Source organism: Streptomyces sp. NBC_00122, from assembly GCF_045160845.1.
Classification (GTDB): domain Bacteria; phylum Actinomycetota; class Actinomycetes; order Streptomycetales; family Streptomycetaceae; genus Streptomyces.
The window spans coordinates 3,073,015-3,088,216 of the sequence record NZ_CP108191.1 but is presented as its reverse complement, the minus strand read 5'-3'; the positions used below and the strand labels follow the sequence as shown (position 1 = coordinate 3,088,216).

The following is a 15,202-nucleotide window of genomic DNA, read 5'->3' as shown; positions in this document are numbered from 1 at the left end:
GATGCCTCCATGGGTCGTCGGCTGGTACCGCTCACGCTGGACAACCTCCAGGACCTGCCCCGTCGTTGCCGGTCCTGTGTGTTCTGGGAACTGGATCCGGTCAGTGGTGAGGCCGCCGTGAAGGCGGGTACGCCGGCGCTGGAGAAAGAGGCCTGGATCTCCGCCGTCCTCCTGGAGTGGGGATCGTGCGGCCGTGTGGTCTACGTGGACGAGGTCCCGGTCGGGTTCGTGCTGTACGCGCCGCCCGCGTACGTACCGAGGGCAACGGCGTTTCCGACCAGTCCGGTCTCGCCGGATGCCGTTCAGCTGATCACCGCTTGGATCATGCCGGGGTACCAGGGGCAGGGGCTGGGGCGGGTGATGGTCCAGACGGTGGCGAAGGACCTGCTGCGCCGGGGGTTCCGTGCCATCGAGGCTTTCGGGGATGCGCGTTGGGAAGGGCCGGCGTGCCTCCTGCCGGCGGACCATCTGCTCTCGGTGGGCTTCAAGACCGTGCGTCCCCACCCGTTGCATCCGCGGTTGAGGCTGGAGCTGCGGTCGACGCTGTCGTGGAAGGAAGACGTGGAGCTGGCGCTGGACCGGCTGCTGGGGGCTGCGCGCAAGGAGCCGGCGCTGCGTCCCCTGTGAACCGGGGAACGTGAAACGGGGCCGCCCCCTGACAGGGGGCGGCCCCGTTTCACGTGAAACCCTCCCTGGCTACCGCTGGGTGGGGCCCCTGGACGTCAGGCGCTCTTGACCTCGACGAAGTCCGAGAGGTCGCGCAGGATGGCAGCCTTCGGCTTGGCACCGACGATGGTCTTGGCGACCTCGCCGCCCTGGTAGACGTTCAGCGTCGGGATGGACATGACGCCGTACTTAGCGGCCGTGGCCGGGTTCTCATCGATGTTGAGCTTGACGATCTCGATCTGGTCGCCGTACTCGGCGGCGATCGCCTCGAGGGACGGCGCGATCTGGCGGCACGGTCCGCACCAGGCGGCCCAGAAGTCCACCAGTACGGGCTTGTCGCTCTTGAGGACCTCGGCGTCGAAGTCAGCGTCGGTCACGTTCTTGAGGGTGCCGGCCACAGCGGCCTCCTTCTTCTTCCTGCGGGGTGTGGGGTGGGGCTGGTGTGAGGGTCAGACGGCCGCGTGAGCCTTCTCGGCGTCCGCGAGGGCGGCGAGGAAGCGCTCGGCGTCGAGGGCCGCGGAGCAACCGGTGCCCGCGGCGGTGATCGCCTGACGGTAGGTGTGGTCCACGACGTCGCCGGCGCCGAACACGCCGGTCACGCTGGTCCGGGTGGAGGGGGCGTCGACCTTGAGGTAGCCCTCGTCGTCGAGGTCCAGCTGGTCCTTGAACAGTTCGGTGCGCGGGTCGTGGCCGACGGCGATGAAGAGGCCGGTGACGGGCAGCGCGGAGGTCTCGCCGGTCTTGGTGTTGCGGAGGGTGAGACCGGAGAGCTTCTGCTCGCCGTGGATCTCGGCGACCTCGCTGTCCCAGGCGAACTTGATCTTCGGGTCGGCGAAGGCGCGGTCCTGCATGGCCTTCGACGCGCGCAGGCTGTCGCGACGGTGGACGATCGTGACGGACTTGGCGAACCGGGAGAGGAAGGTGGCTTCCTCGATCGCGGTGTCGCCGCCGCCGACGACGGCGATGTCGTGGTCCTTGAAGAAGAATCCGTCGCAGGTGGCGCACCAGGAGACGCCGCGGCCGGAGAGGGCGTCCTCGTTGGGGAGGCCGAGCTTGCGGTGCTGGGAGCCGGTGGTGACGATGACGGCCTTGGCGCGGTGGACGGTGCCGGCGGTGTCGGTGACGGTCTTGATCTCACCGGTGAGGTCCACGGACACGATGTCGTCCGGGACCAGTTCGGCGCCGAAGCGCTCGGCCTGGCCACGCATGTTGTCCATGAGGTCCGGGCCCATGATGCCGTCCTGGAACCCCGGGAAGTTCTCCACCTCGGTGGTGTTCATCAGGGCGCCACCGGCGGTGACGGCACCTTCGAACACCAGGGGCTTGAGCGAAGCGCGTGCGGTGTACAGGGCGGCGGTGTAACCGGCCGGCCCGGAGCCGATGATGATCACGGTTCGGACGTCGCTCACGGGTTTCTTCCTCGTTTCTGCGGACTGCGTGCTGCCTACCGGGGGCCGGTGCGGACTCTCACCCCACCCAACTGATCCTACGGCGCATGCATTCCCTGCCTGTCCCGGTGCGGCCTTACGTGTCGCTAACGGGGATAGGTGTTCGTCAGCAGGAGTTTTCCAGGGGTCGCCGGAGCGGTGTTCTCGCAGCCGGTGTCGACGAGGTAAGCGTCGACGAGGGAGGCGTCGCCCGGGTGCGGCAGGACGAGCAGGTAGGCGGGAGTGCCCTGGTAGCTGCCGCGTTCGAAGGCGATCGGGGTCTCCGGGCGGCCGGTGGCGCGTTGGACACAGGCGGGGACGGAGGCCGCCTGGCGGTCGTTGGGGGCGATCCCGGGGGCCGGAGTGTTCTCCAACCCGTAGGTGTTGTTCTGCTCCCCCTGGGTGGCTGCCTTGGCGCCCTGCCCGGAGCCGAGGAGCTGCTCGACGCTGCCGCGCAGGCCCTGGGCGGTGTAGGCACCGTCGGTGGGGGGCTGGGCGGCGGAGGTCGCTGTTTCATGGCGGGCTGTGGCGTCGTGGGAGGACGGGCCGGAGAGGTCGCCGAACAGGAAGATCCCGAGCGCGCAGGCGGCGGCCCCGGCCAGGCCGGTGAGGACGGCGATTCGGCGGCGGGCGCGGCGTCGCCCGGGTCCGCTTGGGCCGTTCGGGTGGCCGGCGGGCGATGTTTCACGTGAAACATCGCGGGAGGTCGGCCGGGGACGGGCGGCGGACGCGGGCCGAGTGTCCTCGTCGGAGGCCTGGGGGGTGGTGGAGTCGAGGAGGGCTTCGGCTGCGAGGGCCGCGTCGATGCGGCCGGCGATGTCGGCGGGCATCCGGGCGGGGCCCGGGAGGGTGCCCAGGAGGGCGCGGATCTCGTCCAGGGAGGCGCGGACGTCGGCGCACAGGGCGCAGTCGCCGAGGTGGCGCCGGACTTCGGCGCTGCGGGCCGGGGAGAGGAGTCCTTCGGTGAGGTCGGAGATCTCCGAGACGTCCGGGTGCCGAATGGCGCCGGTCGTGCCGGTCGTGCTTGCCGGGGGGGTCACGGTCGTCCACCTCCGCCCTTCACTGCGTCTGGGTCTGGGTGCCTGGGGTCTGCCGCTGGTGGGACGGCTGCGCCCGGCGTCCGGTTCCTTCCCCGCTCGGTGGCGGTGTTATCCCCGGCATTCGTGCGCAGATGAGTGAGCATCGGCAGGAGTTTCGCCCGGCCGCGTGCGCAGCGGCTCTTCACGGTGCCGGTGGGCACGTCGAGGATGCGGGCGGCTTCGGCGACGGGGTATCCCTGCATGTCGACGAGGACGAGTGCGGCCCGCTGTTCGGCCGGGAGGGTGCTGAGGGCGGCCAGGAGCTGGCGATGGAGGTCCTGGCGCTCCGCGGGGGCCTCGGCGGACTCATGGGGCTCCAGGAGGCGCTCCAGGCGGTCCGTGTCGTCGAGGGGGGCGGTCCTGCGCGAGGCGGCTTTCCGGGCCCGGTCCAGGCAGGCGTTGACGGTGATGCGGTGCAGCCAGGTGGTGACGGCGGAATCTCCGCGGAAGGTGTGGGCGGCCCGGTAGGCGGAGACGAGGGCGTCCTGCACCGCGTCGGCGGCCTCCTCCCGGTCGCCGAGCGTGCGCAAGGCCACCGCCCACAGCCGGTCGCGGTGCCGCCGCACGAGCTCACCGAAGGCGTCGGGGTCTCCGGCGACGTGCATCGCCAGGAGTTCCTGGTCCTGTGCCGAGACGGGGTCCTCAGCCGCAGGCCTCATGATTCCCCTCCTGGTTGGCGCCGTGCTGCGAGAGCTTTGCTCTCGCAGCCCCCCTTCGCTATGAGGTTCGAGAGAACGAGACGTTCGTGATGCCCTGCTTGTAGCCGGCGCCGCTGTAGTCGGAGACGCCGGACTTCGGCATGGCGGTGAGCCACAGGACCACGTAGCGCGTCTTGACCGGAGTCTTCGTGACGAGGTCGAGCTGCTTGTCGGAGGTGGTCCCGGTGGCGATCTTCTGCAGGCTGCTGACCGGGGTCGACGGCGACATGTTGGGTGCCGCGTAGATCGTCGCCGTTGTGTGGTCGCCGCTGAACTTGAACGCTATCGAGGCGGCGGTCACATCCTGCTCCGAGCCGAGGTCGAAGACGAGCCCCACCCCCTCCTTGTAGGCGCCCAGGTCGGGCCCGTCGGTGTACGCGTAGGTCCGCCAGAAGGAGTTCGGGTCGCCGTCGTGGCTGTTAGAGGCGCCCTCGATGTTCTGAGGCTTGCCGTCCGGGTAGTACTCCTCGGCCTTCTTGATGGACAGAGGGGTACGCTCCGGCTCCTTCGGGGTGTCGTCCGGGCCCGTCTTGGTGTTGTTGTTGGTGGTGCCGCTGTTGCCCTTCTGGGTGCCGTGGCCCAGCAGGGTGTCCGCGAGCTGCCAGCTGCCGAGGCCGAGGGCGGCGATGAGCAGGGCGGCGACGCCCCACTTCAGGGCGCGGCCGGTGCGGCTCTGCAGCGGGGGCGGCGGGGGAGCGACGGTGACGGTCTGCGAGGAGGGCACGCCGGGGGGCGTGGGGCGGCCGTAGCTGCCCTGCTGGTAGGTGGTGTGCTGGTACTCGGGCGGGGCGGTGAAGGCGGGCTCCGGCGGCCGGATGCGGGGCATCGCGGCGACGGCCTTGGCCAGCTCCTCGGGGGTGGTGCAGGCCGGTTCCTGACGGGAGGCGGTGGCTCCGTCGTTGGCGAGGGCGCGCATCGCGAGCTCACCCAGACCCCGGTGGACACCGGCGCGGACCTGGTCGGGGGCGATCAGGCCGACGCCCTTGGGCAGGCCGGTGAGGCCGTAGGCGTCGCTCTCGTACGGCCAGCGCTGGGTGAGGGCGGCGTACAGGAGTGCGCCGATGGCCTCGGTGTCGGCACGCTGGGGGGTCTCGCTGGTGATCCCGCGCAGGGCGGCGTTCACCGCGAGGCCGCGGATGCGGTACTGGCCCGTGGAGGTGCGCAGTATCGCGCTCGGCGTCAGGCGCAGGTGGGCCAGGCCTTCGCGGTGTGCCGCGGCCATGGCCTGGGAGATCTGGCTGACGAGCTGGTAGGCCTCGTGGGGTTCCAGGGGGCCCGCGGCGAGGAGCGCGGTGAGCTCGGTGGCGTCGGGCAGCCACTCGTGGACGACGTAGACGAGGTCGTTCTCCTCCACGGCGTCGAGCACCTGGACGAACCGGGGGTCGCCGAGCAGGGCGGAGGAGCGCGCTGCGGCCAGGACGGAACGGGCCCGCGGATGGTCGGCGGGGATCAGGTGCACGCCCACGGCCCGACGCAGCTTCTCGTCCATCGCGCGCCAGCTGCTGAATCCGTCCACACGGGTGACGCACTCTTCGAGCCGGTAGCGTCTGGCGAGCTTGTGGCCGCTGTGGAGTTCGGGTGCGGCCGCGGGGGCCGCGGTCGTGCGTTCGCCGTCCTTTTCGGGCATGGGTCCGTCCGCGGCTCGTCCGTTCTGGATGTCCACCCCGTCGGCCGTGGCCTTGTCCGCTTCTGCGGCCAGCGGCTTGTCGCCACTGTTGTCGGCCACGTCGACGGCGGCCGTGCTACGTTCCGCCACCGTCGTTCCCGCCTCCCCATCCGTTGCACGCTGTCGGCCAGTCTGCGAAGCCATGCCAATTGTGCCCACAGTCCGACGCTATGCACGACACACGAAGGGGGGCGACGGTTGTGCGCATCAGCGCCCCAAACGTCCGCGGACCATTCCGACCATCGAGTTGAGCTCTTCGATTCGCATCCGCTTGGCGGCGATGAGGAACACGGCCGCGAGGGCGATGCCGCCGGCCACGAGGGCGGCGGCGGAGCCGACGACTCCGCTGCCCAGCCACTGGGTGACCGCGTAGGCGGCGGCGCCGCCCACGGCGGCGGCCGGGACGCAGGCGCCGGTGAGGCGGGCGTAGGTGCGCATCACGTGGGCGCCGTCGAGGTCGCCGCCGAGGCGGGTCTTCAGCCGGCGCCAGGCGACGCCGACTCCGACGGTGTAGCCGAGGCCGTAGGCGGCGGCCATGCCGACGACGGCCCACCGGGCGGGGAGGACGAAGAAGGAGGCTGTTGAGACCGCCGCGTTGACGGCGGCGACGATGACGGTGTTGTAGAAGGGCGTGCGGGTGTCCTCGTAGGCGTAGAAGCCGCGCAGGACCACGTACTGGACCGAGTACGGGATGAGGCCGAGGCCGAAGGCCATCAGGACGTAGCCGATGTTCTGTGCGCCGGCGCCGGAGCCCGCGTAGAGCAGGGTGGCCATCGGGACGCCGAGGGCGAGGAACGCGAAGGCGCAGGGCACGATCGCGACGGCCGAGGTGCGCAGCCCGTAGGAGATGTCGTCGCGGACGGCGGCGGCGTCTCCGTCGTGGGCGGAGCGGGAGATGCGCGGCAGGACGGCCGTCATGACGGAGACGGTGATGATGGCCTGCGGCATCTGCCACAGCAGAAGCGCGTAGTTGTAGGCGGTGATGCCGGTACCGGGGTGACCCTGCTGCTCGGCGACGGATCCGGCCCAGGTGGCGAGCTGGGTGACGACGACGAGCCCGATCTGGTTGGCGAGGACGAAGAAGAACGTCCACTTGGCCAGGCCGGCGGCCTTGCCGAGTCCGTGGCCCTTCCAGTCGAAGCGCAGGCGCGGCCTGAAGCCCGCGTCGCGCAGGTAGGGGAGCATGGCCAGGGCCTGGACGGTGAGGCCCAGCAGGGTGCCCAGGCCCAGCAGGCGGACGCCCTCGGCGGTGACCGTGGTGGCGTTGACGCCGGAGGTGGTGAAGCCGCCGAACGCCCAGATGAACGCGCCGAAGGTGGCGATGACGACGATGTTGTTGAGGACCGGGGTCCACATCATCGCGCCGAAGCGGCCGCGGGCGTTGAGGATCTGACCGAGGACCACGTGGACGCCCATGAAGAACATCGTGGGCAGGCAGTAGCGGGCGAAGGCGACCGCGACGTCCATCTGCTGGGGGTCGGAGGCGATCTTCGGCGACATCATCGTGATGAAGACCGGTGCCGCGAGGACGCAGATGGTCGTGATGGCGGCCAGGAGGACCACGACGAGGGTCAGCAGCCGGTTGGCGTACGCCTCTCCCCCGTCGTCGTCGTTCTTCATGGCCCGGACCAGCTGCGGGATGAAGACGGCGTTCAGGGCGCCGCCGCCGACCAGCACGTAGATCATCGTGGGCAGGGTGTTGGCGATCTGGTACGTGTCGTTGAACGTGCCGACGCCGATGGCGCCGGCGATGACCAGGGTGCGCAGGAATCCGGTGATGCGGGAGACGATCGTGCCGGCGGCCATGAGCGCGCTGGACTTCAGGAGGCTGGACGCGCGTCCGGCGGGCTTGCTCGGCGCCGGGGCGGCGACGGGGGCGTCCTCGGCGGGGGTACGGGGAGCCGCCTCCTGGTCCCGGTAGAGGTGCGCGAAGGCGTCGGGCTCGGACGGCGCGTCCGCCGCCTTGGTGACGAGGGAGTCCACGCCGACGAACTCGGTGGTGGTGGCGTGGTCGCCGTACGGCAGGTGGCGGGAGGGCCCGTCCGGCTCGGGCGGCGGGGTCTGGGCCCAGACGCGCGGGTCGGGGGAGTAGGAGGGCGCGGTCGGGGCGGCGTAGAGCGGGCCGGGCTCCTGGTAGGTACCGGGCGGCGGCGGGGGGTGTGCGGCCCGGTCGTAGAGGACCTCGGCGACGGGGTCCTGGGCGGACAGGTCCTGCGACCGGTAGGGGTCGTGGTCGTAGGCGTCCTGGACGTACGGGTCGTGGTCCGGCGCGGGCGCGGGCGCGGGAACCTGCCCGGGCACCGGAGTGCTCGGGGCAGTGCCCTGGGAGGGCGCGGGCCCACCAGTGCCCTGCGCGCGGTCACCGTCGTACGGCGCGTTCATCGAAACCCCACCTCATCGTCCCCAGGCCGACCGGCCACGGCATCGCTCAACGGTCCACTGTCTCACTCGTGCCGGACCCCTCGGTGCTTTGCGGTCCGGTGTCCGGGGACTCGTCACTCGGCTGCGTGCTCTCCTCGGTGGCCGCGCGGGCCGCGACGCGCTTGCGGCTCGCGTACATCTTGATGCCCGCGAGGACCAGGAGGAGCACACCGCCGGCGATGACGAGCATGACAGTGGGGGTGACCTCGGTGGCATTCACGGTGAACTTGCGTTCCTTGCCGTAAGGGGCGCCGTCCTTGGTGAAGAGCTGCGCGGTGACCTCGACGGGGCCGCTCGCGGTCGCGTTGGCGGGGAACTTGACGGTCTGGGTGTGGTCGCCCTGGACGGTGACCTGCTGTTCCGCCTCGCCCTTGTCGCCGAACATCAGGCGGGTGGGGTTGGCGGACTTCACCCGCAGGACGAGGTTGTGGACGTCCTGGACGAGGCTGTTCTGGACGCTCACCGGGATGGTGGCGCTGTGTCCGGACAGGGTGGCGTCGGACTTCGGGATGACCTTGACCTTCTCGGTGAGACCGATCAGGTAGTTCTGGACTTGGTCCCGGTAGAGGTCGGCCTCGGCGGGGTGGCCGCGCCAGGAGGTGGACATCTCCCGGTTGGTCGTGTTGCCGAAGGGGATCTCGACGCGGTCGGGTGCGGCGAGGATCACCTTGAAGTGATCGAGGGTGTTCTGGGTGGTGCGGACCTTCTCGAAGGCCGTGACGGGGAGCTCCTGCTTGCGCAGGGCCTCGGGGTACTGGCCGGCGCCCGGCACCTGGGTGGCGGCCGCGGGGTCGGGCTTGGCGGCCGCTGCGGCTTCGAGGTCCCCGGGCTGGGTCCAGCGGCCCGCCTGGAGGGCGCGGACGGCCCGGGCCATAGTCTCCACCTGGCTGGCGGTGGGCATCCGCTGCGGGGCGACGACGAAGCTGCGCTGCTCGTCGGTGTGCTGCAGGTTCAGGGCGAGGGTGTGGGCGAGGAACCGCTGCTCGGCGAGGGTGGAGTTCCCGGCGTTCAGCATGTCGCCCTCGAACGCCGTGGAGAGCTCCGCGTCCGCGACGACGGCGGTGGCGCCCGCGCCGATGGGGCGGGCGGCCGAGGGGGTGTACCCGAGGGCTCCGCTCTCCGAGAGGCTGTCGCTGCGGGTGAGGATGTTGTGGGCGCCGGCCGAGGTGGCGACGTTGACGATCGAGGGGTCGATCGCGCCGTCCAGGGGCCAGGAGAAGTCGGTGGACGCGGGGACGTGCAGGACCGTCTCGACGGCCTGCTTCGCCTTGTCGGTGGCGGGCCGCAGCTGGCCCAGGGTGCCCGAGACGTCCTTGCCGTGGTGGGCGAGGGAGGCCAGGTCGGGGTCGGCGAAGGGAAGGGCGACGACCTTCTTGCCCTGGACGGCGGCTTCCAGGGAGCTCAGCCACTGCTCGGCGACGGCCTTGTTCTTGCCCTGTACGGGCTTGCCGCCCGGGACGCGGACCCGGTAGCCCTTGGTCATCGCGTCGACCGTGTACAGCAGGTCGGGGTCGATCACCCAGGTGATGGGCAGTTCCTTGCCGAGCGCGACCATCCGTTCCAGACGGCCGCCCGGCTTCAGCTCGTCGGCGAGGGAGTCGTCGAGGAACACGGGGGTCTGGGTCTCGTCCGAGCCGGTCTCCGCGGTCACATGGGTGGTGGAGATCAGCGGCCACACGTACGTGAGCTGGGAGCGCTTGGCGGCGGCCTCAGGCTGCCAGGGGAGGAAGGTCCGCTTGATGCCGAGGACCTGCTCGGAGGGGCGGCTCTCGGTCACGCCGGACAGGGAGACGCCGAGCTGGTAGACGCCGTCCTTGTCCAGGTCCAGCTTGTTCACCGGGACCGTGAGGCTGAACTGGCGGCCGACCTTGGAGGGCAGCGAGTCGATCTTCACGGCGTAGGCGGGGTCGATCTCCCCGGGGTCCGTGCCGGCCCGGAAGCCGGTGCGCTCCGCCGCCTCGTCTATCGAGGACCGGTCCGCGAGGAGGGGGCCGACCCGCAGGCCCACGTGGGCGTCGTTGATCGTCTCGGAGCTGTTGTTGACCACGGTGCCGGAGATGGTCAGGGTGTCGCTCTTGACCGGGGCGGCGGGGGTCATCGAGGTCAGCTGGATGTCGACGGAGGCCGCCTGCGCGGCCTGGGCCTTGGGGGCGGGAGAGTAGACGAGAGCGGCCATCACCGGCGTCCCGGCGAGCAGGACGACTGCGCGCCGCAGCCATCGGCGCCGGGCAGGGGCGGGTGAGGCCCCCAGGATGTCTGCCGCCTCGGCCACGCGCTAGCCCGTCCCTCGAAGTGTCAGTGGTCGTCGTCTGTGCGTCCACGAATGGTAACGAGGACCGCCGTGCGCGAGTGCCGCACCTTGCTCCACATGATCGGCGCAGCCCGGGGACGGCCGTGTACCGGGGTCGCCGAAAACGCGGAAGCCCGCGCCGGGCGGGGCACGTACCCTTTTCTGTTGTGCCGAACGCCAACGAAGACAACCTCAGTGCCCTGAATCACGTGCAGCGCCGGGCGGTGAGTGAACTGCTGCGGGTCGCCCCTGTCGCCGACGAGCTCGGCCGCCGTTTCCAGGAGGCGGGCTTCCGCCTCGCCCTGGTCGGCGGGTCCGTCCGCGACGCGCTGCTCGGGCGTCTCGGCAATGACCTGGACTTCACCACCGATGCCCGCCCCGAGGACGTTTTGAAGATCGTCCGCCCGTGGGCCGACTCGCTGTGGGACGTCGGCATCGCCTTCGGCACCGTCGGGGCGCAGAAGCACGCCCGTGTCGGAGACGTCGACCGGAACTTCCAGATCGAGGTGACCACCTACCGCTCGGAGGCTTACGACCGCACGTCGCGCAAGCCCGAGGTCTCCTACGGCGACTCGATCGAGGAAGACCTGGTCCGGCGCGACTTCACGGTCAACGCCATGGCGCTGGCCCTGCCGGAGCAGCGGTTCATCGACCCGCACGGCGGTCTGGAGGACCTGGCCGCCGGTGTGCTGCGCACCCCCGGGACCCCGGAGGACTCGTTCTCCGACGATCCGCTGCGCATGCTGCGGGCGGCGCGGTTCGCCGCGCAGCTGGACTTCGAGGTCGCTCCCGAGGTCGTCGAGGCGATGAAGGCCATGTCCGACCGGATCGAGATCGTCTCGGCAGAGCGGGTGCAGGGCGAGCTGAACAAGCTGATCCTCTCCGCGAACCCGCGCAAGGGCCTGGGCCTGCTCGTGGACACCGGGCTGGCCGACCGGATCCTGCCCGAGCTGCCCGCGCTGCGGCTGGAGCGTGACGAGCACCACCGCCACAAGGACGTCTACGACCATTCGCTGATCGTGCTGGAGCAGGCGATCGCGCTGGAGGAGGACGGGCCGGACCTGGTGCTGCGGCTCGCGGCACTGCTGCACGACATCGGGAAGCCCCGTACCCGCCGCTTCGAGAGCGACGGCAGGGTCTCCTTCCACCACCACGAGGTGGTGGGCGCGAAGATGACCAAGAAGCGCCTGACCGCTCTGAAGTACTCCAACGACATGATCAAGGACGTGTCCCGGCTGGTGGAGCTGCACCTGCGCTTCCACGGCTACGGGGACGGCGAGTGGACCGATTCCGCGGTGCGGCGCTACGTCCGCGACGCCGGTCCGCTGCTGGAGCGCCTGCACAAGCTGACCCGGTCCGACTGCACCACGCGCAACAAGCGCAAGGCCAACGCCCTCTCCCGTACCTACGACGGGCTTGAGGAGCGCATCGCACAGCTGCAGGAGCAGGAGGAGCTCGACGCGATCCGGCCCGACCTGGACGGCAACGAGATCATGCAGGTGCTGGAGGTCGGCCCCGGCCCGGTGATCGGGAAGGCGTACGCGTTCCTGCTGGAGCTGAGGCTGGAGAACGGCCCGATGGGGCGCGATGCCGCTGTCGCCGCGCTCAAGGAGTGGTGGGCCGCTCAGGCCTGACGCAGGGCGTCCGGGTCGATGTTTCACGTGAAACATCGACCCATCGACCCGGACGCATGGGGCGGCGGAGCCCGCGGCTACCGCTTGGAGGCGCCCCCGGTGAATCGTCGGCTCTGCCGTGCCAGCAGCGCAGCGGTGGCTGCGTAGAGGGCGGCCACGGAGAGGATCAGGGCCGCGGACCGCCCGTCCGGCGGGAGCATGAGCGAGGCCACCGCCGCGGCGCCGACGAAGGCGACGTTGAAGAGCACGTCGTAGAGGGAGAAGACACGGCCGCGGTAGTCGTCGTCCACGCGGGACTGGACGACCGTGTCGGTGGAGATCTTGGCGCCCTGGGTGGCGAGGCCGAGGACGAACGCGGCGATCACCATCGGGCCGGGGGCGAAGAACAGGCCGAGCGCCGGGACCAGGACCGCGGCTCCCGCTGAGCAGGCGGTGATCCAGCCCAACGGTCCCAATCGGCCCACGAGCGAGGGAGTGATCACGGCAGCCGTGAAGAACCCGGCCCCGGAGACACCGACCGCGACGCCCAGGAGAGCCAGTCCGTCCGACTCGTTGTCCGACCAGGAGAAGCGGCAGAGCGTGAGCAGCATCACGAACAGCGCTCCGTAGCAGAACCGCATCATGGTCATCGCGGTGAGCGCCCGGACGGCCTCCCGACGGGTGGCCAGGTGCCGCAGGCCTTCGGCCATGCCCCGGACGGTGAGGGCGATCCCCTCGGCGACCGAAGGGTTGAGCCGGCCAGGAGGGTGGTCGGGCCCGAGCAGGCCGACGGCCAGCCGCAGGGACACGAGGGCCGAGCACAGGTACAGCCCGGCCCCGAGGAGGACGACGACGGCGTTGGAGTCGGAGGCCAGCAGCCGGACGACGAAGGCCAGCCCTCCGCCGACGGTCGCGGCGAGGGTTCCGGCGGTGGGGAACAGTGCGTTCGCGGTGACCAGCTGCCCGGGGCCGACGACGTGGGGCAGGGACGCGGAGAGCCCCGCCAGGACGAAGCGGTTGACGGCGGTCACGGACAGTGCCGAGGCGTAGAACAGCCAGTCGGGCACGTTCGCGACGATCAGCATGCCGGTGATGCAGGCGAGGAACGCGCGCAGCAGGTTGCCGTAGAGGAAGACCTGGCGGCGGCGCCAGCGGTCGAGGAGCACCCCGGCGAAGGGGCCGATCACCGAATACGGCAGCAGCAGGACCGCCATGGCCGAGGCGATGGCCGCGGGCGAGGTCTGCTTCTCCGGTGAGAAGACCACGTAGGTGGCGAGCGCGACCTGGTAGACGCCGTCCGCGGCCTGGGAGAGCAGCCGTACGGCGAGCAGGTTGCGGAAGTCCCTCAGGCGCAGGAGTACGCGCAGATCACGTACGACAGGCATGAGGGCAAGGGTCACATACGCGGAGGGTCCCCGGGCACATTGCCCGGGGACCCTCCGCGGAAGAACAGCCGAAGCCCAGGTGTCATCGACGACCTTGGGGGCTCGACTAGCGCTCGACCTCGCCCTTGATGAACTTCTCGACGTTCGCGTAGGCCTCGTCGTCGAAGTACTGCACCGGCGGGGACTTCATGAAGTAGCTGGACGCCGACAGGATCGGGCCGCCGATACCGCGGTCCTTGGCGATCTTGGCGGCACGCAGGGCGTCGATGATGACACCGGCGGAGTTCGGGGAGTCCCACACCTCGAGCTTGTACTCGAGGTTCAGCGGGACATCGCCGAAGGCGCGGCCCTCAAGGCGGACGTAGGCCCACTTGCGGTCGTCGAGCCAGGCGACGTAGTCGGACGGGCCGATGTGGACGTTCTTCTCGCCGAGCTCACGGTCGGGGATCTGCGAGGTGACGGCCTGCGTCTTGGAGATCTTCTTCGACTCCAGGCGGTCGCGCTCCAGCATGTTCTTGAAGTCCATGTTGCCGCCGACGTTGAGCTGCATGGTGCGCTCAAGACGGACACCGCGGTCCTCGAACAGCTTCGCCATCACGCGGTGCGTGATGGTGGCGCCGACCTGCGACTTGATGTCGTCGCCGACGATCGGGACACCGGCCTCGGTGAACTTGTCGGCCCACTCCTTGGTGCCGGCGATGAAGACCGGGAGGGCGTTGACGAAGGCGACCTTGGCTTCGATGGCGCACTGGGCGTAGAACTTCGCCGCGTCCTCGGAACCGACCGGCAGGTAGCAGATCAGGACGTCGACCTGGCGGTCCTTGAGGATCTGGACCACGTCGACCGGAGCCTCGGCGGACTCCTCGATGGTCATGCGGTAGTACTTGCCCAGGCCGTCGTAGGTGTGGCCGCGCTGCACGGTCACGCCGGCGTTCGGGACGTCGCAGATCTTGATGGTGTTGTTCTCGCTGGCGCCGATGGCGTCCGAAAGGTCGAGGCCGACCTTCTTCGCGTCGACGTCGAACGCGGCGACGAACTCGATGTCACGCACGTGGTAGTCGCCGAACTGGACGTGCATCAGCCCGGGGACCTTGGCCGCCGGGTCGGCGTCCTTGTAGTACTCGACGCCCTGCACCAGCGAGGCGGCGCAGTTGCCCACGCCGACGATGGCTACGCGAACCGAACCCATTCCGGTTGCTCCCTGTTTGTTCTCGGACGAGGTCTGCGAGATGCAGGCCTCATTTTGCAGTTTCGTCGGACGGACCGGGTCGCCTGCGATCCCGTCCAGCCCGCTCGCTCTCGATGAGCTCGTTCAGCCAGCGCACTTCGCGCTCCACGGACTCCATGCCGTGCCGCTGCAGCTCAAGCGTGTAGTCGTCGAGGCGTTCCCGCGTGCGGACCAGTGAGGCGCGCATCTTCTCCAGGCGCTCCTCGAGTCGGCTGCGGCGGCCCTCCAGTACCCGCATGCGTACGTCTCGCTCGGTCTGGCCGAAGAAGGCGAAGCGGGCGGCGAAGGACTCGTCCTCCCAGGTGTCGGGGCCGGTGTGGGAGAGGAGCTCTTCGAAATGCTCCTTACCCGCGGCCGTCAACCGGTAGACGATCTTGGCGCGGCGCCCTGCGAGTGAAGCGGCGAGCGCGTCTTCCGGGGCGTTGCCCGGCTCCTCGATCAACCAGCCGTTGGCGACCAGCGTCTTGAGGCAGGGGTAGAGCGTCCCGTAGCTGAAGGCCCTGAACACTCCCAGTGAGGTGTTGAGCCGCTTGCGCAGCTCGTACCCGTGCATGGGGGATTCGCGAAGCAGGCCGAGGACGGCGAATTCGAGGATGCCTGAGCGCCTGCTCATCCGCCTGCCTCTCTTCCGACTCTGAGTCTTTATACCGAGCTGATGTATCGACTCGATACATCCAGACGATAGAACGGTGCGCGTCCGGCGACAAGGGGTGACATGGTGACCGGCGT

The 15,202-nt window shown here is 70.1% G+C and carries 11 protein-coding genes and 1 pseudogene; 2 read left to right on the top strand and 10 right to left on the bottom strand.

All coding sequences use genetic code 11. From position 1 onward, the window contains the following. Positions 1–9: 9 nt before the first annotated feature. Entirely contained in the window at positions 10–627 is a 618-nt protein-coding gene (locus OG737_RS14545) for a GNAT family N-acetyltransferase (protein WP_328926598.1), read from the top strand. A 95-nt stretch (positions 628–722) separates the two neighbouring features. On the opposite strand, the gene trxA is transcribed toward OG737_RS14545, so the two are convergent. From trxA to OG737_RS14510, 7 genes are all read right to left on the bottom strand, one after another. Beyond that, a complete protein-coding gene (trxA, locus tag OG737_RS14540) occupies positions 723–1,064 on the bottom strand; it encodes a thioredoxin (protein ID WP_328926597.1) in 342 nt (113 codons plus the stop codon). Between the two features lie 51 nt (positions 1,065–1,115). Then, on the bottom strand, positions 1,116–2,075 hold the full coding sequence (gene trxB, locus OG737_RS14535; RefSeq protein WP_405921597.1) for a thioredoxin-disulfide reductase: 960 nt from the start codon (positions 2,073–2,075) through the stop codon (positions 1,116–1,118). A 125-nt stretch (positions 2,076–2,200) separates the two neighbouring features. Then, positions 2,201–3,133: an anti-sigma factor family protein gene (locus tag OG737_RS14530; protein ID WP_405921596.1), complete on the bottom strand. Its 933-nt coding sequence runs from the start codon at positions 3,131–3,133 to the stop codon at positions 2,201–2,203. Then, the gene (sigM, locus tag OG737_RS14525; protein WP_328926594.1) at positions 3,130–3,831 is read right to left on the bottom strand and encodes an RNA polymerase sigma factor SigM; all 702 of its coding nucleotides are present in this window, start codon (positions 3,829–3,831) and stop codon (positions 3,130–3,132) included. Before sigM ends, OG737_RS14530 begins: the two co-directional genes overlap by 4 nt. A 58-nt stretch (positions 3,832–3,889) precedes the next feature. Next, on the bottom strand, positions 3,890–5,626 hold the full coding sequence (locus OG737_RS14520) for a protein kinase family protein (protein WP_328926593.1): 1,737 nt from the start codon (positions 5,624–5,626) through the stop codon (positions 3,890–3,892). Positions 5,627–5,743: 117 nt separating this feature from the next. Beyond that, the gene (murJ, locus tag OG737_RS14515) at positions 5,744–7,918 is read right to left on the bottom strand and encodes a murein biosynthesis integral membrane protein MurJ (RefSeq protein ID WP_405921595.1); all 2,175 of its coding nucleotides are present in this window, start codon (positions 7,916–7,918) and stop codon (positions 5,744–5,746) included. Between the two features lie 46 nt (positions 7,919–7,964). Further along, entirely contained in the window at positions 7,965–10,229 is a 2,265-nt protein-coding gene (locus OG737_RS14510; RefSeq protein WP_405921594.1) for a DUF6049 family protein, read from the bottom strand. Between the two features lie 185 nt (positions 10,230–10,414). Between OG737_RS14510 and OG737_RS14505 the strand changes: the two genes are divergently transcribed. Next, positions 10,415–11,881 carry a CCA tRNA nucleotidyltransferase gene (locus tag OG737_RS14505; RefSeq protein ID WP_328926590.1) on the top strand — a complete coding sequence of 489 codons (1,467 nt, stop codon included), beginning with the start codon at positions 10,415–10,417 and terminating at the stop codon, positions 11,879–11,881. A 77-nt stretch (positions 11,882–11,958) separates the two neighbouring features. Here the strand turns inward: OG737_RS14505 and OG737_RS14500 are convergent, their stop codons facing one another. The 3 genes and pseudogenes from OG737_RS14500 to OG737_RS14490 all read right to left on the bottom strand — a co-directional run. Next, on the bottom strand, positions 11,959–13,245 hold the full coding sequence (locus tag OG737_RS14500; RefSeq protein ID WP_328926589.1) for an MFS transporter: 1,287 nt from the start codon (positions 13,243–13,245) through the stop codon (positions 11,959–11,961). Positions 13,246–13,351: 106 nt separating this feature from the next. Beyond that, on the bottom strand, positions 13,352–14,434 hold the full coding sequence (locus OG737_RS14495; RefSeq protein ID WP_405921593.1) for an inositol-3-phosphate synthase: 1,083 nt from the start codon (positions 14,432–14,434) through the stop codon (positions 13,352–13,354). Between the two features lie 52 nt (positions 14,435–14,486). Continuing rightward, positions 14,487–15,086, bottom strand: a pseudogene (locus OG737_RS14490) (helix-turn-helix transcriptional regulator); the annotation flags it as partial. Positions 15,087–15,202 lie beyond the last annotated feature (116 nt).